General features: G+C 50.9%; 13 protein-coding genes and 1 pseudogene. All 14 read left to right on the forward strand.

Features of this window, described 5'->3' with window-relative positions:
- On the forward strand, positions 1-2,334 hold a 2,334-nt coding region (locus tag C4F37_RS14335; RefSeq protein WP_106106712.1), incomplete at its 5' end, for a DUF2345 domain-containing protein.
- Positions 2,327-3,067 (forward strand): hypothetical protein, encoded by a 741-nt coding sequence (locus C4F37_RS14340; protein ID WP_001539493.1) that lies wholly within the window; start codon positions 2,327-2,329, stop codon positions 3,065-3,067. The genes C4F37_RS14335 and C4F37_RS14340, both read left to right, overlap by 8 nt.
- Before the next feature lie 166 nt (positions 3,068-3,233).
- Positions 3,234-3,917, forward strand: a complete 684-nt coding sequence (locus tag C4F37_RS14345; RefSeq protein WP_224155533.1) for a hypothetical protein — start codon at positions 3,234-3,236, stop codon at positions 3,915-3,917.
- A gap of 256 nt (positions 3,918-4,173) precedes the next feature.
- A complete protein-coding gene (locus C4F37_RS14350; protein ID WP_016238851.1) occupies positions 4,174-6,690 on the forward strand; it encodes a type VI secretion system Vgr family protein in 2,517 nt (838 codons plus the stop codon).
- Entirely contained in the window at positions 6,683-7,471 is a 789-nt protein-coding gene (locus tag C4F37_RS14355) for a hypothetical protein (RefSeq protein WP_001556810.1), read from the forward strand. Before C4F37_RS14350 ends, C4F37_RS14355 begins: the two co-directional genes overlap by 8 nt.
- Before the next feature lie 84 nt (positions 7,472-7,555).
- A complete protein-coding gene (locus tag C4F37_RS14360; protein WP_001556809.1) occupies positions 7,556-8,482 on the forward strand; it encodes a hypothetical protein in 927 nt (308 codons plus the stop codon).
- 256 nt (positions 8,483-8,738) lie between these two features.
- The gene (locus C4F37_RS14365; RefSeq protein ID WP_001539500.1) at positions 8,739-9,953 is read left to right on the forward strand and encodes a hypothetical protein; all 1,215 of its coding nucleotides are present in this window, start codon (positions 8,739-8,741) and stop codon (positions 9,951-9,953) included.
- 56 nt (positions 9,954-10,009) lie between these two features.
- Positions 10,010-13,338: pseudogene (locus tag C4F37_RS14370) on the forward strand (ImcF-related family protein).
- A complete protein-coding gene (gene tssA / locus C4F37_RS14375) occupies positions 13,331-14,941 on the forward strand; it encodes a type VI secretion system protein TssA (RefSeq protein ID WP_032141762.1) in 1,611 nt (536 codons plus the stop codon). The pseudogene C4F37_RS14370 and the gene tssA overlap by 8 nt, the downstream one beginning before the upstream one ends.
- A gap of 5 nt (positions 14,942-14,946) precedes the next feature.
- The gene (locus C4F37_RS14380; protein WP_001539505.1) at positions 14,947-16,365 is read left to right on the forward strand and encodes a PAAR domain-containing protein; all 1,419 of its coding nucleotides are present in this window, start codon (positions 14,947-14,949) and stop codon (positions 16,363-16,365) included.
- Positions 16,358-16,780, forward strand: coding sequence for a hypothetical protein (locus C4F37_RS14385; protein ID WP_001774033.1), 423 nt, complete (start codon positions 16,358-16,360; stop codon positions 16,778-16,780). The genes C4F37_RS14380 and C4F37_RS14385 overlap by 8 nt, the downstream gene beginning before the upstream one ends.
- A gap of 558 nt (positions 16,781-17,338) precedes the next feature.
- Positions 17,339-19,099 (forward strand): type VI secretion system baseplate subunit TssF, encoded by a 1,761-nt coding sequence (gene tssF, locus C4F37_RS14395; RefSeq protein ID WP_001539508.1) that lies wholly within the window; start codon positions 17,339-17,341, stop codon positions 19,097-19,099.
- Positions 19,063-20,142: a type VI secretion system baseplate subunit TssG gene (tssG, locus tag C4F37_RS14400; RefSeq protein ID WP_001539510.1), complete on the forward strand. Its 1,080-nt coding sequence runs from the start codon at positions 19,063-19,065 to the stop codon at positions 20,140-20,142. Before tssF ends, tssG begins: the two co-directional genes overlap by 37 nt.
- The gene (gene tssJ / locus C4F37_RS14405) at positions 20,123-20,659 is read left to right on the forward strand and encodes a type VI secretion system lipoprotein TssJ (protein WP_000484008.1); all 537 of its coding nucleotides are present in this window, start codon (positions 20,123-20,125) and stop codon (positions 20,657-20,659) included. The genes tssG and tssJ overlap by 20 nt, the downstream gene beginning before the upstream one ends.

Raw genomic sequence — 20,659 nt, forward strand, 5'->3', positions numbered from 1 at the left:
GGCGCATTCAGCCTGACGGCACCGCCGGTACAGGGAATGCCGGTACAGACTGCCCTGCGCACCCTGCACGGCGTCATTACCGGCTTTAAACATCTCTCATCGTCACAGGACGAAGCCCGTTACGAAGTGCGCCTTGAACCCCGTATGGCGCTGCTTACCCGCAGCCGCCAGAACGCCATCTACCAGAACCAGACGGTGCCGCAAATCGTCGAAAAAATCCTGCGCGAGCGGCACCAGATGCGCGGTCAGGACTTCGTGTTTAACCTCAAAAGCGAATACCCGGCCCGCGAACAGGTGATGCAGTACGGTGAGGACGACCTGACGTTTGTTTCACGCCTGCTGTCAGAGGTGGGTATCTGGTTCCGCTTTGCCACCGACGCCCGGTTGAAAATCGAAGTTATCGAATTTTACGACGACCAGAGCGGCTACGAGCGCGGGCTGACGCTGCCGCTTCGCCATCCTTCTGGGCTGTTTGATGGTGAAACGGAAGCCGTATGGGGGCTGAACACCGCGTACAGCGTGGTGGAAAAAAGTGTCTCCACGCGGGACTACAACTACCGTGAAGCCACGGCGGAAATGACCACAGGCCAGCATGACGCCACCGGGGGCGATAACACCACTTACGGCGAAGCCTACCACTATGCCGACAACTTCCTGCAACAAGGCGATAAAGAGGCAGCGGAAAGCGGCGCGTTTTATGCCCGTATCCGTCACGAACGCTACCTGAATGAACAGGCCATTCTCAAAGGCCAGAGCACCAGTTCACTGCTGATGCCGGGGCTGGAAATCAGGGTTCAGGGCGACGACGCGCCAGCGGTGTTCCGCAAGGGCGTGCTGATTACCGGCGTGACGACCAGCGCGGCGCGTGACCGCAGCTATGAGCTGACGTTCACGGCGATACCGTACTCAGAGCGCTACGGCTACCGTCCGGCGCTTATCCCCCGCCCCGTAATGGCCGGAACGCTCCCGGCGCGGGTCACCAGTACGGTGAAGAACGACATCTACGCCCATATCGACAAGGACGGGCGCTACCGGGTCAACCTCGACTTTGACCGCGATACGTGGAAACCGGGCTATGAGAGCCTGTGGGTGCGCCAGTCGCGCCCGTATGCGGGAGACACCTACGGCCTGCACCTGCCGCTGCTGGCAGGAACGGAAGTCAGTATCGCCTTTGAGGAAGGCAACCCGGACCGACCTTATATTGCAGGCGTAAAACACGACTCGGCACACACTGACCATGTGACCATTCAGAACTACAAGCGCAACGTACTGCGTACCCCGGCGAACAACAAAATCCGCCTCGACGATGAGCGCGGGAAAGAGCATATCAAGGTCAGCACCGAATATGGCGGCAAGAGCCAGTTAAACCTCGGCCATCTGGTGGATGCCGGGAAACAGCAGCGCGGGGAAGGTTTTGAACTGCGTACCGATCTGTGGGGCGCGGTGCGGGCGAAGAAAGGCATTTTTATCAGCGCCGATGCGCAGGACAAGGCGCAGGGTCAGGTCAGAGAGATGGCCGACATTATCAGCGAACTGAACGGTCTGAGCGATAAAATCCAGAAACTGTCCGATGACGCGACGACGGCGAACGCCGACCCGGCGGATATGGCCGCGCAGATAGCATTGATAACCAGCCGGATAAATGACCTGACCGCCCCGGTGATTTTGATGCACGCACCGAAAGGCGTGGCGGTCGCCAGCGGCGAGCACCTGCAACTGGCCGCAGTGAAAAACCTCCAGATAAATGCGGGAAACAACGCCGATATCGGCGTGGTGAAGAATATGTTTATTGGCGTGGGGCGGGCGCTGAGCGTGTTTGTGCGCAAGGCGGGTATCAAACTGTTTGCCAATAAAGGGGCTGTCTCGGTACAGGCACAGAACGATCTGATGGAACTGTTGGCACAGAAATCGATAGAGATCACCAGTACGGAAGATGAGATCAAGATCACCGCGAAGAAGAAAATCACCCTTAACGGCGGTGGCAGCTACATCCGGCTGGATGCCTGCGGGATAGAAGCGGGAACGCCGGGAGAATATAACGTTAAGGCCGGATATTACGGGCGTAAACCAAAGGCGAAGCTGACGCCGGAGCTGATGGCGTTTCCGGTGATTGAGAGCGGGGAATATAATATTCAGTTCAATTTCAAGGATGATGATGGGATACCTTATGCAAATACGAGATATATTGCGTTTATGGCCGATGGAACAAGGAAAGAAGGTATTACCGATGAGAATGGAAAGACTGATAATTTTAACTGTGATAAAGAGCAGGAAATAGAGGTCAGGTTACTACATCAGAGCATTGATATGGTTGAGGGTGGTGTAAATGAGTGATGATCGTGGTAGTTCAACAGGTACGGCAGAAAAGAAAGAAGAATGTGTTAAAGAGTTTATTGTTTCCGATAAGTTTAAAAAAATGATGGACGATGCCTTTAATGCAACTAAAAGTGTGTTAAAGAAAAGGGCTAAGAATCTGAAGGATTGGACTGAAAACGATAAACAGGAATTTAGTCAAATATTTGGTGTTTCTGGTGATGTAATTATTACCAGTACATATTTTGCGAAGAGAGTAGCAGATAAATTATCAGAAAACGTTGATGCTCGAACCTTTATGATAGACGGTGTTAATCGAATGATTATGATATGTGATAGTATCTCTGTAGAATCACGCTCATGCCAAAATGGGGTGAACTTATATGGTAACTTTATCAACAATACACATATTTTTCCTGGTTCGGCTCGCGTTAATAATGGGATAACTATAGGGCTGTCTCCTGATCAATATAAAGAGACGCTACGAATTGAGATACTTCAAAATTTTAAGAAAAAGCCTTTTTCTGGTCGTGAATCTCATGTGTCTACTCTATGCCATGAGTTATCTCATTTTTGTAGATATTTTATCGATGGTAAACATTGTGGCGGAATGGGAACTGATGATGTTCCAACAGAAGAATTTGATCCAAACTTCAGATATACAGGATACGCTCGAGATTTAGTAAAGGCGCATGATCTTATGGTATTCAAAAATGCATATAATATCGAAAGGTATTTTGAGATAGAACCTTGAGATAGAATCTGATGAATAATGTTTTTTATTTTATTCTTTTGTTGTGCTCTTTTTTTCCTTCGCTGATGAAAGCTATTTTTCTATAATATATGGTTATGGCAAACTCAATGGGGTAGATTATCCACATATTTATTCCTTGTCGTTAGAGAATAAGAAAAGCTATTACGTGCTTAGTTCGTTCGATAATAATAAAGAACAAAATTTGCATAAAATTTTTGCCTATTTATCAGTGGAAAAGAAGAAATATCAGGTATTAGCAAAAGTGACATTTAACAATTTAAGTAAAGAATCTTATTTTGTTCATAGAAATAGAATTACATTGGATAATGACGATGCAGAGGTCGGTATTATTTCTTCGATGTGTGGAAAAACATTTGCTATTACTACAAATAATGTACTTCTTGATTATCTGTCCAGTAAATGTGAGTTCGATGAATATAATTTCGATCATGATTGGATTGAAATTCCGGCAAGACAATCACGCGTCTTTAGTTTCATTCTTAATGATGCGTATGTTTTTTTACCAGGAGAGCATCGTTATGATATTGGTTCTTTGGAGTATTATTTTACTGATGTCAGATGGATTAGGAAGAAAAAAATATATAGATCGTTGTTTGATATAATGAAGTTTCGGGTTGGCATATGCAGTAGTCGACTAGGCGGAGATTATCTTTTTCAAAAAGATAATGGTTATTGTGCGTCTGAAGATGAGGATTCAATTAATATTGAATATTTTTTGTGGCGATTTGGTTTGAATGGAGGGATTGAGAAAATGTATTTTAACATTAGAACTAATCAAGTTGTGATTGATATTGATGGGAGTGATGTTCACTCATTGTACGATAACTAAATCAACAACGCACCAGCGGTGTTCCGCAAGGGCGTACTGATTACCGGCGTGACGGCCAGCGCGGCGCGTGACCGCAGCTATGAACTGACGTTCACGGCGATATCTGGTCTCCGTTCTGGCACAGTCTATCGTCTGATGAAAGAAACGATTTCTTAGTGAGAAATAATGTGACACCACAATGGCGAGAGTTCATTGAGTTTCATTGTTGATTTATTTTGAATGATGAGAGTATTTCTATCTATACAGGAAAATAACGATGAATATTCCTGCCCTAAACTTTGACCACTCACACCACAAACTCAAAATCCGTGGCCTGCAAAGTCCGGTGGACGTGCTGACTTTTACAGGCCACGAACAGCTCAGCTCCCCCTTCCGCTACGACATTCAGTTTACCAGCCGCGATAAAGCAATAACGCCGGAGTCGGTGCTGATGCAGGACGGCGCATTCAGCCTGACGGCACCGCCGGTACAGGGAATGCCGGTACAGACTGCCCTGCGCACCCTGCACGGCGTCATTACCGGCTTTAAACATCTCTCATCGTCACAGGACGAAGCCCGTTACGAAGTGCGCCTTGAACCCCGTATGGTGCTGCTGGCCCGCAGCCGTCAGAACGCCATTTACCAGAATCTGACGGTGCCGCAAATCGTCGAAAAAATCCTGCGCGAGCGGCACCAGATGCGCGGTCAGGACTTCGTGTTTAACCTCAAAAGCGAATACCCGGCCCGCGAACAGGTGATGCAGTATGGCGAGGACGACCTGACATTTATTTCACGCCTGCTGTCGGAAGTGGGTATCTGGTTCCGCTTCGCCACTGACGCGCGGCTGAAAATTGAGGTTATCGAGTTTTTCGACGACCAGAGCGGCTATGAGCGCGGACTGACGCTGCCGCTTCGCCATCCTTCAGGGCTGCACGACAGCGCCACGGAAGCCGTATGGGGGCTGAACACCGCATACAGCGTGGTGGAAAAAAGCGTCACCACGCGGGACTACAACTACCGTGAAGCCACGGCGGAAATGACCACAGGCCAGCATGACGCCACCGGGGGCGATAAAACCACCTACGGCGAAGCCTATCACTATGCCGACAACTTCCTGCAAAAAGGCGATAAAGAGGTAGCGGAAAGCGGCGCGTTTTACGCCCGTATCCGTCACGAACGTTACCTGAATGAACAGGCCATTCTTAAAGGCCAGAGCACCAGTTCACTGCTGATGCCGGGGCTGGAAATCAGGGTTCAGGGCGACGACGCGCCTGCGGTGTTCCGCAAGGGCGTGCTGATTACCGGCGTGACGGCCAGCGCGGCGCGTGACCGCAGCTATGAACTGACGTTCACGGCGATACCGTACTCAGAGCGCTACGGCTACCGCCCGGCGCTTATCCCCCGCCCGGTGATGGCCGGCACGCTCCCGGCGCGGGTCACCAGCACGGTGAAGAACGACATCTACGCCCATATCGACAAGGACGGGCGCTACCGGGTCAACCTCGACTTTGACCGCGATACGTGGAAACCGGGCTATGAGAGCCTGTGGGTACGCCAGTCGAGGCCCTATGCCGGGGATACCTACGGCCTGCACCTGCCGCTGCTGGCAGGAACGGAAGTCAGCATCGCCTTTGAGGAAGGCAACCCGGACAGGCCGTATATCGCCGGGGTAAAGCACGACTCGGCGCACACCGACCATGTGACCATCCAGAACTACAAGCGCAACGTGCTGCGAACCCCGGCGAACAACAAAATCCGCCTCGACGATGAGCGCGGCAAAGAGCATATCAAGGTCAGTACCGAGTACGGCGGCAAGAGCCAGCTCAACCTCGGTCATCTGGTGGATGCCGGGAAACAGCAGCGCGGCGAAGGCTTTGAACTGCGTACCGATATGTGGGGGGCAGTACGGGCGAAGAAAGGGATTTTTATCAGCGCCGATACGCAGGACAAGGCGCAGGGTCAGGTGCGCGAAATGGCTCCGGCGATGGCAATACTGGATGGCGCACAGTCACAGATGAAGTCGCTGTCCACTGATGCGCAGACGGCGAATGCCGATCCGGCAGATCTGTCATCACAAATAGCGCTGTTGCAGCAGAGTGTAAAAGATCTGACGCAGGCGGCGATCCTGCTAAGCGCACCCAAAGGCGTGGCGATCGCCAGCGGAGAGCACCTGCAACTGGCCGCATCGAAAAACCTGATCGCGAACGCAGGAAATCACGCTGATATCGGTGTTGTGAAGAATATGTTTATCGGTGTGGGTCAGGCGCTGAGCGTGTTTGTGCGTAAAGCGGGCATCAAACTGTTTGCCAACAAGGGGGCGATCTCGGTACAGGCACAGAACGACCTGATGGAACTGTTGGCACAGAAATCGATAGTGATCACCAGTACGGAAGATGAGATCAAGATCACCGCGAAGAAGAAAATCACCCTTAACGGCGGTGGCAGCTACATCCGGCTGGATGCCTGCGGAATAGAAGCGGGAACGCCGGGAGAATATAACGTTAAGGCGGGATATTATGGGCGTAAGCCGAAGGCGAAGCTGACACCGGAGTTGATGGCGTTTCCAGTGATTGAGAGCGGGGAATTTAATGCTAAGTTCCTTTTTACTGATGATGATGGTCTACCTTATGCCAACACAAAATATATTGCATGTTTTTCTGATGGCACTCAAAAAGAAGGTATTACTGATGAGAATGGGTATACAGAAAATTTTAATACTGATTCCAAACAAACAATTGATGTCAGATTATTGAATCAAAATATAGACATGATATTGGGAGGCGTGCATGAGTAATGATAGAGGTAGTTCAAGTGGTGAAAATCAGAAAACTGAACAATGCATACAGGAATTTCAAGTTACGAATCAATTCAAGAAAATGATGAAGGAGTCTCTAGAGGAACAAAAAAAGGTAATTGATAAAAGGGTAAAAACATTAACGCACTGGAGTGATGAAGCAGAAGATGAATTCAGGAGAATATTTGGCGTGCCATCTGAAAAAATAATAACCATAAAATTTAAACTGAACGGAGAAGTAACAAAAGAAACAAAAAGTGCGCGAGCAGTTATTCAAGAAGCCGTGGACAGAATGAAATTTATATGTGATAAATTATCTGCTGATAAAGGGGAGTGCAAAGAAGTTACTTTTATAGATAAATATCTTGATAGCAATGATAATTACTATGATAAAGATGTTACTAAGTGGAAGTGTGGCAATTTTGTAAATTCTACGGACAATGATGCTTATACTGCTAACGTCACCCCTGATCATATTATAGGTGTTTCTCCAGACAAATATGTAGATGTAGTGACAATAAGAATAGGCCAGCGGTTTGTATGTAAACCAATGACAGGAAAGGATTCTAAAGTTTCATCACTTTGCCATGAATTAACACATTTAGTCAGATATGGCCCCAAAGGTATGTATGGCGGTATGCAATCAGAGGATATGCCTGTTGATAAAGAGCTCCAGAATGCGAAAGAGTATGACATCTTTGCTGATAAATTAATAAAAAATAAGGATATGACACTCTTTGAAAATGCATATAATATTGAACGTTATTTTGAAATAGATTAATTACTCATATCCATTTGCTAATCTTATCGTTTATTATATGTAATTATAAATTTATCGTTAAGCTTGACATAAGTGAGTGCATCTATGTTCTTAACAAATACATCGCGTTTTTTATTTTTATTTTTATTTTTATTTCTTATGTACAAGAATAAATTATATGCATATGATAATTTCTCATTCAATGCGGATGTACATTATGGTTATGGTAAGCTATTATGGCATGATAAAAAACCAGTCATATACCCATTGGCATCCTTATCTGATTATACTTATTATAACGAATTCGACCCATTTGAAACGATTTATTATGTGGGGCAATACTATAAAATTAGCTTAAATGAGAGTAAGCGAATTCAAGAACAAAAGGACATTTACGCACACCTTCAATTAAAACATAATAAATCATTAATTACAGCAAATGTAACGTTACATAATAAAAGTAATAGTTCATATTATGTTCATCGGATGAATTTACCAGCAAACATCCATGAATCACCTTACTCTCCTTTGTGCAGTGGTTCTTTTTTAATCGTAACAAATAACATACGGTTAGATTATATAAGAAAAATTACATGCCGATTTGATTTGTGGATGAAAAAATCTGACTGGATAGAAATATCACCCGGAGAAAAACTCTCATACACAGTAAATTTAAATGACTATTATGCTTTTCTCCCTGCGAAGCATCAATATGATATAGGAACTGTAGAGTTCACATTGGTAAATAGTAATTGGTTCTTAGAGCAGCATATTTATGATCTTTTTTTTGCTATTGTGGATGAAAGACACTATAAGCAGTGTAAAAACACTTCTGGCATTGTTAGGAAGTATATCTATAAGTCGTGGCAGTTATGTGAGACTTATCGTGGGAGGTGGAGCCCTTTACAGGAACTCATGAATCGATTTCATTATGAAGGAGGGGGTGAAAATATATTTCAAATAAGAACAAATCAAGTAAATATAAACATTAATGGAGATAAAATTAAATCTCTTTATTCATCGATGCAGTGAGCTTAATTTTTTGTGGGTATATTTATTAAACACGTATGCACGGAATATAAAACACATTCCTCTCAAAAACATTAATAACAATACTGAAAGAATTTAAGAATTCACATGGTTTTAAATTAAGCTTTAAATGATATTTCTGTATAAAAAGCAAGATGTATTTTAATTAGTGCGTACCTAAGTTGGTAGTGAATTACTTACATAGTTTAAACATCCTGATATTCATTACATTTATATTTCAGAATAATGGATTATTACAATGCCTGTCCGACTTAACACTATTCCTGATGCTGAACCCTATCCCGCACCGCCAGCCCACATTAAATGGTTGTCAGCCTTATTACTGATGCTGTCTGTGGGCGTGCTCCTGACTTCATTATTCGCCAGCGATGAACTGGCAAAAAACGGCCCGCATTTCTGGGGGCTGGCCTGCGGTTTGCCTGCCTTTATCTGGTCGCTGGTTGCTTCAGTTCGCTGGCTGTTTTTTATCACGCAGTACATTCGGGCTGATGCCTGGAATAAGCGCCGGGAAGAGGTGATTTTGCATGAAACGCGACGGGGACGACGGGCGTTGCAGATACTTAGTTTTTCCGTACAAACCGCGCTGAATGGTGATTCCGTTGCAGAAACTACAACAGCATTTCTGGCGCGTCAGCAGGTGTTGAATACTTACGCTGATTTGCGCGGAGAAGATACCGTGCGTCGCAGTGTCATTCCTGTATTAACCAATAAACCGGTTACCGGGCGTTTATCCGAAATTATTTCCCGTCTTTTTATTGATATCAGACCGCAATTGTTTCTGCTGCCCCCTGATTTTCATATCAACGTACTACTGGAAATTGATGCGCCGCTTTCAGGGGCCTCCGTGAGAACTATCTGGCAGGACGAATGGCAAAAAGCCGGACTCCCGGAAGCCCGTCTGTTTTCTGCCCCGGAACCGGGGCTGGCCGCCGTGGACGACTGGCTGGACAACTTTGTTCAGGAAAAGGCCGTACTGCTGGTGATTTCCGTACGACTTGAACCGAAGAACCCGGAACGGACGGCAGAATCCGCCACCGCGCTGTTGCTGGCAAACCGACTGACGCAAACCGCGCTGACGCCGCTGGCCCTGCTGCATCGTCCTGAACGTATCACAGATACAGAGATGATGGCGTCAGGCATTGCACAGGCGCTGGACTGGATGCCGGTGCAGCCAGATGCCATATCCGGTATGTGGACTGCCGAACTGGACAGGGAACAGCGTGCCGCGTTGTTAAGCCTGAACCAGCCGTTTGCTCAGGAAGCCCTGATGTACGAGCTGGATGCCTTTCTGGGGCGCTCCGGACCGGCTGCGCCGTGGCTGTCCGTCGCTGTGGCAACGCTGGCGGCAATACAATCACAACACCCCCAACTGACGCTCAGCGGCGTTCAGGGCGGGCATTATTCATGGGCGACCGTGGTGTCGCCATTCGTTTCCCCTCAGGAGGCATCATAGTGGTTCCGGGATTAAACCGTCTCCGGCCCCGTTCGGTTTCAGGGCCTGCCATCGTCATGACCGTGGCTGTTGTGGTTGCGCTTTGCACGTTTATTCACCGTAAACCGGCATTGCTGGGCGTTGAACCGGGTAGCCCACAGCAAATGTACTGGATGGCTGGCGTGATTGCCGCAGGCGTGGTCTTTCTGATTATCATGGGGGTTTATCATCTGCTGAACCGCCACGCTGCCGTGCAGAACTTTGAACTCCGCAGACAGCTTGCCGCCGGAGATGACTATCGTGCGGTGACGACAAAGAAAGCCGACAGCCGTCATCCGGCAATGGTGGAACTCGCCGCCTTCCTGCGCGACCGCTACGGCCCATTCTGGCGGCGTAAAGTCCGCCTGCTGCTGGTGACCGGCGAGCCTGAAGAGGCAGAGGCCATCGCGCCGGGGCTGACCGGGCAACACTGGCTGGAGGGCGACCACACGGTGCTGATATACGGCGGCAGGCCATCAGCGGAGCCTGATGTCGCGCTACTGACCGCCTTAAAAAAACTGCGCCGCAGCCGTCCGCTGGACGGCATCATCTGGCCGCTGACAGAAGAACAGAGCCGCCAGACCGCACAACTCGACAAAGGCTGGCGCGGACTGATAAACGGCGGTAAGCGACTCGGTTTTCAGGCTCCACTCTATTTGTGGCAGGTCTGTGACGACGGTGATTATCAGACCGGACGCCCCCTGCAAAGCGTCGGCTGCCTGCTGCCGGAACGCTGTACCCCGGAACAACTGGCTGTAATGCTGGAAGCACAAACCCTGCCGCTGACGGAACAGGGCATGTCGCAACTGCTGACCAATAACCGCCATGATTTCCTGCTGCGTCTGGCCCATACCCTTGCAGAGCGGGGTATCGCTCACTGGCAAAGCGTTCTGAAACCGCTGCTGGCAGGCGGCGCATTTTCTTCCCTGCGCCTGCGTGGCCTGATGTTCAGCCCGCCGCTTGCCGCCGTGCCGGAGGCCGCACCTCATGCGTGGCTGCCGTCACCGGTCTGGGCGGGCGTGACGGGTGATAACGCGCGCGGGCGCACGGTGGGTTTTCCGTGGCTGCGTACCGCACTGATGTCCGCTGTCTGCGTGCTGGTGATATGGGGGCCGGAATGACGACCTCGTTCTTCGCCAACCGCGCGCTTGTTCAGGAAACCAGCATCCAGACGGCGCGTGCGCTCGATACCCGCCTGCCGCTGGCAGAACAACTGGTGGCACTGCATACCCTGCAGGGCGAACTGGAGCGCCTGCAATACCGTATCCGTGAGGGTGCGCCGTGGTATCAGCGTTTTGGCCTTGAACGTAACCAGCAACTGCTCGCTGCCGCCTTTCCCGGCTATGCGCAGGCGGCAAACCGGCTGGTGCGCGACGTGGCCGTTGACCATCTGCAACAGCAACTGAACGCCTTTGTCGCGCTGCCGCCCAACAGTCCTCAGCGTACCGCCACCGGTGAACAACGCTATAAGCAGCTTAAGGCATTGCTGATGACTTCCCGCCCGGAAAAGGCCGACGCTGCCTTTTTCAGTACCACGCTGATGGCAGACGGCCTGCGCTACGAGAATATCCCGGAAGGCGTGCGGCAGAGCGTGTTGCCGTCGCTGCTGACCTTCTGGATGGCGAACCTGCCGGAACACCCGCAGTGGAAAACCGCGCCGCCGCCGGAACTGACCGGCGCGGTACGTAAAATCCTGCTGCGCCAGATTGGTGTGCGTAATGCCGAAAACACCCTCTACCAGAACGTGCTGCAACAGGTGTCCCGCAACTACGCCGATATGACGCTGGCGGACATGACCGGGGATACCCTCACCGAATCTCTTTTCAGTACAGAACAGACGGTGCCGGGGATGTTCACCCGTCAGGCGTGGGAAGGACAGGTCAGGGAAGCCATCGAGCAGGTGGTGACGGCGCGGCGCGAGGAAATCGACTGGGTACTCAGCGACCGCCAGCAGGATACCTCTGCGGATATCTCGCCGGATACGCTGCGTAACCGTCTCACCTCTCGCTACTTTACCGACTTCGCCGGAAGCTGGCTGGCGTTTCTCAACAGCATTCGCTGGAAAAAGGAAGACTCACTCTCCGGCATTCTCGACCAGCTGACACTGATGGCCGATGCCCGTCAGTCGCCGCTGATTGCGCTGACGGACACCCTCGCGTGGCAGGCGGCGGCAGGCAGGGAAAACCGTGGTCTGTCAGACTCGCTGGCGAAATCGGCACAGGAACTGTTTAACGGCAAGGAGAAAACGCCGCAGCAATCCCGTGAAGGTGACGACGTGCCTGTCGGGCCGCTGGATAAAACCTTCGCGCCGCTGCTGCGGTTGCTGGGCGATAAGGCCGGAGGCGGCGACAGCCAGCTGAGTCTACAGACCTACCTCACCCGCGTCACCCGCGTGCGTCTCAAACTGCAACAGGTGACCAACGCCCCCGACCCGCAGGAGATGACCCAACAGCTGGCGCAGACGGTCTTACAGGGTAAAACCGTTGACCTCACAGACACCCGCGACTACGGACGGTTAATCGCCGCCAGTCTGGGCGAGGAATGGAGTGGCTTCGGTCAGGCGCTGTTCGTTCGCCCGGTAGAGCAGTCGTGGCGGCAGGTGCTGACGCCTGCGGCGGACAGCCTGAACCGCCAGTGGCAGCGGGCGATTGTCAGACTCTGGGATCAGGACTTCGCCGGTCGCTACCCGTTCAAAGCCTCACAAAACGATGCATCCCTCCCCCTGCTGGCGCAGTACCTGCGCGATGACGGGCGCATCAACCAGTTTATTGCCAACAACCTTTCCGGCGTACTGAAACGTGAAGGCCGCTACTGGGTGGCTGACGCCATGAACACGCAGGGGCTGACGGTTAACCCGGACTTTATCCGCGCCCTGAACCGCCTGCGCGACGTGGCCGATACCGCCTTTGCCAGCGGCGATGCCGGAATACATTTTGAACTGCGGGCAAAACCGGCCCGTGACGTGATGAAAACACATCTGGTGATTGACGGGCAGGAACTGGAATATTTCAACCAGAAAGAACGCTGGCAGCGTTTTAACTGGCCGGACGAACAGTGGCAACCCGGCGTATCGCTGAGCTGGACCAGCACACAGGCGATGGAACGCATACTGGCGGATTACCGGGGAAGCTGGAGCCTTATTCGCCTGCTGGAACAGGCGCAGGTGACGCCGGTGGACAGCAGCACCTTTAAGGTGGTGTGGAAAGCGCAGGACGGCCTGCCGCTGAATTACCTGCTGCGGGTTGAACAGGGCAAAGGGCCGCTGGCGCTGCTGGAACTGAAAAACTTCCGCTTGCCGGGGCAGGTATTTCTGACCGGCAGGAGTATGACGGATGCGGAAGAATATGGGGAAGACGCCGATGAGTGAACTGTTGCAAAAGCTGACCCGTAGCTGTTTTGCCAACCGGGACGCACTGGATGTGGCGCGAACACAGGCGGCACTGTGGCAGACGTGGCTGCTGCCGGTGACGGCAGATACGCCGGTCGGGGAAGACCCCGGCTACCACGACGATTTCCTGCGTATCCGCGACGAAATGAACAAACTTTCCGGCGCGGATACCGGCCTCATCTGCCAGCTTGCCGAATCCCTGCTGCTGACGCAGGCAAAAGACGTGCGCATCGCCACTTACTACATCTGGGCGCGACTGCACCGCGACGGTGAGCGCGGACTGGCTGAGGGGCTGGCGCTGTTAGCCGGGCTGGTGGAACGCTTCGGTACGCAACTGCTGCCCTCGCGTCCGGCAAGCCGAAAAATGGCGCTGGAGTGGCTGGCAGGTGAAAAAATGCTCGACAGCCTTGCCCGCTACCCGGAAGTGGCAAAAGAGGATTTTGCGAACATTGTTGCCGCTCTTAATCAACTGACGGTTTCCTTCACTGCATGGCCCGAAGACCAGCATTCCCCCTCCCTGATGCCGCTGATTAACGCGCTGGAATCACGTCTGGCGCAGTCGGGTGGGATGAACGCGGTGGTGCCACAAAACAGCAGCAGCGTTCCTGCACCGTCTTCCCCGGTGGATGCGCCACAGGTACAGACCATCACTTCCGGGCGCGACCTGCTCGACCAGGCGAAAGTGCTGGCCCGTTATCTGAACGAACAGCCGCAGGGCTGGCTTTCAGCACACCGGCTGATGAAAACCCTGCGCTGGGACACTGTGCATGAACTGCCGCCGGATGTGGATGGCAAAACCCGGCTGGCCCCGCCGCGCACCGAATCACGCAACCAGCTTAAGCGGCTGTATGCCCAGCAGAACTGGACGGAACTGCTGGAGCAGGCCGACCTGATGTTCAGCACCGGTGTCAGCCATTTCTGGCTGGATATCCAGTGGTATCTGCATCAGGCGCTGGCGAAGGCGGGTGCTCCGTGGGACAGATGGACTGCGGTTATCCGTCAGGATCTGGCGCTGCTGCTGGAACGCCTGCCAGGGCTGGAAAATCTGGCATGGAACGACGGCACACCGTTCGCCGACGAGGTGACGCGCAACTGGATAGCGCAGCAGGTCATGATGCGGGAAGACGGCGCATGGCTTGCGGGGAAAGCTGCTGTGCCGACAGACGACGCCACAAACGACGTACTGGCGCTGGAGCCGGAAGCGCTGGAGATGGCAGACAGTCAGGGCGTGGAAGCGGCACTGGGCTGGATACAGACCCGTCCAGGCATCACCACGGCACGACAGCGCCTGTTATTGCGGCTGCTGATGGCACGGGTGGCGGAACAGTACGGTAAAAACGAGATGGCGCTCCTGCTGCTGGAAGAACTGGATACTGCCGCACAGGGAATAACGCTGACGCAGTGGGAGCCGGAACTGCTGTTTGAGGTAAAAGCCCGACAACTGAAACTGCTGCGTCTGCGGGCGCACCGCTATGCGGATAAAGCCCTGCTGAACCGAAAAATGGATGCCCTGCTGGGTACACTGGTGGCAATCAATCCGGTGCGGGCGGCGGTACTGTGTGATACGCAGCATAAGGAGTGATGACGATGGGAAGAGGTTATTTTCTGGTCAGGGGCGATAAGACCACCTGCGGCGGCAAAATTATTGAAGGGGCGGACGACCATACGATCATGGGTATCCCGCAGGCGCGGGATATGGACCGGGTCACCTGCGGCAGATATCCGGGAATGTTTATTATTGTGGGCGGCGTTCCTGAAACAGATATTCACGGCAGGCTGATGGCGGGGACGCTGGACAGTCAGAGCAGTTGCCCGTGTAAAGCACGGTTTATTGCGTCAATGATGGATGATACGTATGAGACGGATGACGGGGAAAGTGAAGCGGAACAACATGCGCAGTCGGCGAAAAAGGATCTGACTTCTGGTTCTGATTCATCCTCTGATGATGTAAAACTGGATTACAGAATTAAATTATCAGGTAATAAGATACTGACGCCACTGAATATACCTGATTATAAAGAAATGATTAGCGGTGGTAGTACGAAGAATACAGAAAAAATAGATTTTACCATCACAAATAAAGGCGATGAGGCTGAAGCGCTTTCTCTGGAAGTGCTTGATGGTAATGAAGTGATTTATAGTGAACGGCAGACCGGTAAATATTGTGATAAGGGAGAGCATGCCTGGCAATGGGATGGCTACAGTAATCAAGGCATACTGGATACAACTAAGCTAAAAAGCAAATCACTACTTGTAAGACTGATTGCTTTATGTGGTGATATGATGATAAAAGTTGATTATCCACTTCATAATTCACCAGAGGAACAAAAATGGGTCGATGTAAAGGTAGACAGAAAACAAAAAACAGTAGATATAATATGGCGACTGGCAGTTAGTGATGGAGGGATAAAAGGAAGTAATCCTAAGTTATCCCCAGTTCCTTATAACGACTTGGTTAACCTGACCAAAAATGGAGTTGAATTTTATTGGTCTCGAAATGGAAGTCGCGGCGGGGGGATTGGTGAAAATATTGTTACAGCGATTGGTGTTTTTAAAGTAAATGTAAAGGCTGAGATAAATATTACTCCATCCATGCGAACTTTTTCTTTGATATCATCATTAGATCCTGACTTTCAGGCATCCGTTAGTCTATCAGGATTTGAAAAAATATATTATAACTACGGTGATAGTTATAAGGATATTCAAGATGAATTACAGGCGCTTCTTGACGCTAATAACAGATATAAATGGGATAGTGCTCATGAAATGGGGCATAAAGTACTGGATGAATATGGAGAGGGTTCTAGCCCTGATTATTCGTGGACTCATAAAGGAACATCTACTCTTATGCAAAAAACAATACCAGGGAATGTTATGCCCGCTCAGGGAGAGATTGATGTGATGAAATATGGAAAATATCGTCCTGACATGTATACTCGATTGGTTGCAGCAGATGAAGATGTTCAGGGATTGATCTGGTTAAGCAGGATAAAATTTGATGACTAGAGTAGTTATTGCTTTAATATTTCTTGCCGGATGTACTTCGCAAATGAAGTATTCCAATGTCGTCAGGATTAGGAATGTATGTTCCTCAGATATTAATGTGTTTATTCCTGAGTATGTTTTTGGAGGTAATGTTATTAAGCAACATCATATTTACTTACCTGTTAATGGGATTGATGTTTTGTCTTATTTTTATACTGAAAACATCAATGATGGTTTCCAATATGAAGAAGCATTCACCGCAAATAAAGATAGCTCGGGTAATTTTGATTATCCGTTTGTTATCTTATCATCAGGACGTGAAAAAAAATTTGGGAAAAACGATCTAATTGAATTATCCAGGGACATTTCAACAAAAGACGATAAGAAGCATGGGGTTGTAAAGTACATGATAGATAGTCAGGATATTTGCCCATAGTATGATTCATATCATAATCAACTGAAAAATTGACATTATTAATCATTTGTGATTTTTTGATACTATCAAGTGAAATTTGATGATTAGATTAACATTCTCTTTTTTATTATGCACACTGTGTGCTGGATGTTTATCTCAACCATTCCATTCTTGTTCCATTGTCATGATAAATACATGCAAAGTATCTATTAGTATTTCGAAAGTTAATAATTCAACACATTATGATGGTAAAGTAAGAGAGAATTTCCATCTTGATGTCGGAGAGCGAAAGCCAATTGTATACTTTATTTACACAGGTAGAGAGTCAGATGTTTTTAATAAAAACCCTGTGAATATTGTGTCTGAACTTAGCATTTTGATATCTGATGGTAATAATTCTAAAACTTTATCTGGATATCATATCTCCTCTTTATTGAAGAAATCCTCATCTAGTATGGAGTCCGATTTTTCTTTTGAAATAAATGATCCATCTATATGTCCTTAGGATTCTTAAAATAAAAAATTCTAATCTCACTACTCGTTGGTATTAATTTCAATAAAAGGAAGATAAATCCTCCGATGGACGACCTGACCCAACGCTACTACGAAGCCGAAATGCGCTACCTGCGTGAAGCGGGGAAAGAATTTGCGCAGGCTTACCCCGACCGCGCCGCGATGCTCAATCTTGATAAACCCGGCGCACGCGATCCCTATGTGGAGCGCCTGTTCGAAGGCTTCGCTTTTTTAATGGGGCGACTGCGCGAAAAGCTGGACGACGACCTGCCCGAACTGACCGAGGGGCTGGTCAGCCTGCTGTGGCCGCACTACCTGCGCACCATTCCGTCGCTTTCCGTGGTCGAACTGACCACGGATCACCAGCAAATGAAGCAAAGTGATACGCTGAAAGAGTTTCAGGTGCTATCCCGTCCCATCGGCGAACGCAGAACACGCTGCGTCTACAGCGCCACGCGTGATATCACGCTGCATCCGCTGGCGTTGCCGGACGTGTCATTGCAATATGAACCGGACGGACGCTCGGTTATCCGTCTGCGCTTTGAATGCGGCCCGCTGGTTGGTGACTGGTCACAGATCGATTTATCCCGCCTGCCGCTCTATCTCAATGCCGACAGCCCGGTGGCCTGTGCGCTGCACCGGGCTTTAACGCTTGGCATCCAGCAGTTCTGGCTGCGTCTGCCGGGGCAGGAACGCCGTGTGCTGGACGCCCACTTTTCCCCGATGGGTTTTGATGACGATGACCGACTGTGGCCGAAAGGCGAGTCGGCGTTCAGCGGCTACCAGTTGTTGCTGGAATATTTCACCTTCCGTGAGAAGTTTATGTTTGTGGCGCTGAACGGGCTGGAGAACGTCATCTGGCCGGAAAGGATAACCGGCTTTGAGATTGACGTGGTGCTGGCGGAAAACTGGCCTCATGATTTGCCGTTTAATACCGACAATCTCCGCCTGCACTGCGTGCCGGTCATCAACCTGTTCCCGCTCGAAGCCGATCCGTTACACCTTTCGCCGCTGGAAAACGAATTTCTGCTGCGCCCGATGCGCATTCAGGACGGGCATACCGAGATTTATTCCGTCGACAACATTATTTCTTCGCGCCATACCGGCAGTCAGGCGTATGTCCCCTTCTCCAGCTTTCGTCACCGGGGCGGGATGCTGCGCCACGATGCGCCGGAACGCTATTACCACACGCGGGTAAAGCGCGGCCCTTCCGGCCTGCATGACACCTGGCTGATTCTGGGCGGCGATGCGTTTGATACTGACCGGATGCTGGAGGATGAAACGCTCTCTTTAAACCTGACCGGTACTAACGGGCAGCTTCCCCGTAAGGCTTTACAGAGCACGCTGCTCGATACGCCAGTTCATGCCTCACAGAACGTCCTGCGGGTGCGCAACCTGTGCGCTCCGACGCAGCCCTGCTATCCCCCTGCGCGTGACCGCTTCCACTGGCGGGTGCTCAGTCACCTTGGTTCTAACTTTTTATCGATGATGGATAACGCCGAAATTCTGCGCGGCACGCTGGCACTGTACGACTGGACCGAAAGCGAGATGAACCGCCGTCGTCTGGAGGCGATTGTCGACGTTCAGCACAGCCTGATACAGCGTTTTGAAAGAGGCTTTCTGCTGCGTGGCGTGGATATTCAGGTGACGCTGGACAGTAACGGCTTTGCCGGAGAAGGTGATATCACGCTGTTTGGTGAACTGCTGCACCGCTTTTTCGCACTGTATGCCGATATCCACTTATTCACTCAACTGACCTTAATTCTGCAACCCACAGGAAAGTGCCTGCAATGGACAGAGCATCACAGCCAGCGCGTACCGGGCTGACCGACCGGCTGGCCCCGGATATTGCGCGAATCAATTTTTACCGTTTTTGCCAGTTGCTGGAACAGAGCCAGCAGAACGCGCCGCTGGGCAGTACCGACAGCCCCGCCACCGATGCGGTGCGCTTTCGTCCTCATCCAGGTATGGGCTTTCCGGTCAGCGAGTTAAAAAACGTTGAACGTGACGTGGGCAATCCCGACGCGCCCCCCACGGTGCGCACCACTTTTCTCGGCCTGTACGGCGTGGATTCGCCGCTGCCAACCGCCTATCTGGACTACATTACCCAGCGTCATGACGGACATGACGCAGTGATGGCGTTTCTCGATATTTTTAACCATCGCTTTATTACTCAGTACTACCGCATCTGGCGCAAATATAACTACCCGGCGTCGTTTGAAGCAGGTGCCGTGGATGACATTTCCCGTTGTCTGCTGGGACTCATCGGGCTGGGTATTCCCGGCAGCGAGAACCATATCGCCACGCCGGTATCCCGTTTTCTGGCCCTGCTCAGCGTGATGCGCCTGCCGACGCGCACGGCGGAAGGCGTCACGGCACTGGTAGGGCTGCTTGCCCCGCTGACCAAAGCGACGGTGGTGCCTCACGATCCGCAGCCTGTAATTCTCCCGGCCCCTGCGGGTCTGTCAAAAAATTCACGCATCAGCCTGAAAACGCGAACGCTGCTGGGGCGTACCGGTACCGACGTCAACAGCCAGTTGCTGCTGAAACTGTATACCGAAGATGCCGCAGAAGCACGTGGCTGGCTGCCCGACGGGCAACTGCACAGCGATTTGCTGGTGCTGCTGCGCGTTTATCTGGGCTGGCGCTGTCAGGCCCGTCTGCAACTGACGCTGCCCGTCAGCCTGTTGCCTGCTGCCCGGCTGGGAAAACAGCGTGTACAGATTAGCCGTACCGGCATCCTTCGCGCCTCCTTTGCCGCGCCCGCGACCGGAACAGTGACGGTCAGTCTGGGGCGTTATCAGGGATTAATACCCGCTTTTTCCATTCGTAACAGGGAGAGTATGACTCATGTTTCCTATTCGTTTTAAACGTCCGGCGTTGCTCTGTATGGCGATGCTGACGGTTGTTCTGAGTGGCTGCGGGCTGATTCAGAAAGTGGTGGATGAATCGAAAAGCGTGGCCTCAGCCGTTTTCTACAAACAAATCAAAATACTGCATCTCGATTTCTTCTCCCGCAGCGCCCTGAATACGGATGCGGAAGATACGCCGCTTTCCACGATGGTGCATGTCTGGCAACTGAAAACCCGCGAAGATTTTGACAAGGCGGATTACGACACCCTGTTTATGCAGGAAGAGAAGACGCTGGAGAAGGACGTACTGGCAAAACACACCGTCTGGGTAAAACCGGAAGGCACGGCATCCCTGAATGTGCCGCTGGATAAAGAGACGCAGTTTGTCGCCATTATTGGGCAGTTTTATCACCCTGATGAAAAAAGCGACAGCTGGCGTCTGGTGATCAAAAGGGACGAACTGGAGGCCGACAAGCCGCGCTCGATTGAACTGATGAGAAGCGACCTGCGACTGCTGCCTCTCAAGGATAAATAA

This window comes from Escherichia sp. R1 (genome assembly GCF_003000935.1).
Classification (GTDB): Bacteria; Pseudomonadota; Gammaproteobacteria; order Enterobacterales; family Enterobacteriaceae; genus Escherichia; species Escherichia coli.

What these genes read in the sequence shown, in the direction of transcription:
- C4F37_RS14340 (WP_001539493.1), top strand. Translation starts at nt 2,327, where the DNA reads ATGAGTGATGATCGTGGTAGTTCAACAGGTACGGCAGAAAAGAAAGAA.
- C4F37_RS14360 (WP_001556809.1), top strand. Translation starts at nt 7,556, where the DNA reads ATGTTCTTAACAAATACATCGCGTTTTTTATTTTTATTTTTATTTTTA.
- C4F37_RS14380 (WP_001539505.1), top strand. Translation starts at nt 14,947, where the DNA reads ATGGGAAGAGGTTATTTTCTGGTCAGGGGCGATAAGACCACCTGCGGC.
- C4F37_RS14350 (WP_016238851.1), top strand. Translation starts at nt 4,174, where the DNA reads ATGAATATTCCTGCCCTAAACTTTGACCACTCACACCACAAACTCAAA.
- tssG (WP_001539510.1), top strand. Translation starts at nt 19,063, where the DNA reads ATGGACAGAGCATCACAGCCAGCGCGTACCGGGCTGACCGACCGGCTG.
- tssA (WP_032141762.1), top strand. Translation starts at nt 13,331, where the DNA reads ATGAGTGAACTGTTGCAAAAGCTGACCCGTAGCTGTTTTGCCAACCGG.
- C4F37_RS14385 (WP_001774033.1), top strand. Translation starts at nt 16,358, where the DNA reads ATGACTAGAGTAGTTATTGCTTTAATATTTCTTGCCGGATGTACTTCG.
- tssJ (WP_000484008.1), top strand. Translation starts at nt 20,123, where the DNA reads ATGTTTCCTATTCGTTTTAAACGTCCGGCGTTGCTCTGTATGGCGATG.
- C4F37_RS14355 (WP_001556810.1), top strand. Translation starts at nt 6,683, where the DNA reads ATGAGTAATGATAGAGGTAGTTCAAGTGGTGAAAATCAGAAAACTGAA.
- tssF (WP_001539508.1), top strand. Translation starts at nt 17,339, where the DNA reads ATGGACGACCTGACCCAACGCTACTACGAAGCCGAAATGCGCTACCTG.
- C4F37_RS14365 (WP_001539500.1), top strand. Translation starts at nt 8,739, where the DNA reads ATGCCTGTCCGACTTAACACTATTCCTGATGCTGAACCCTATCCCGCA.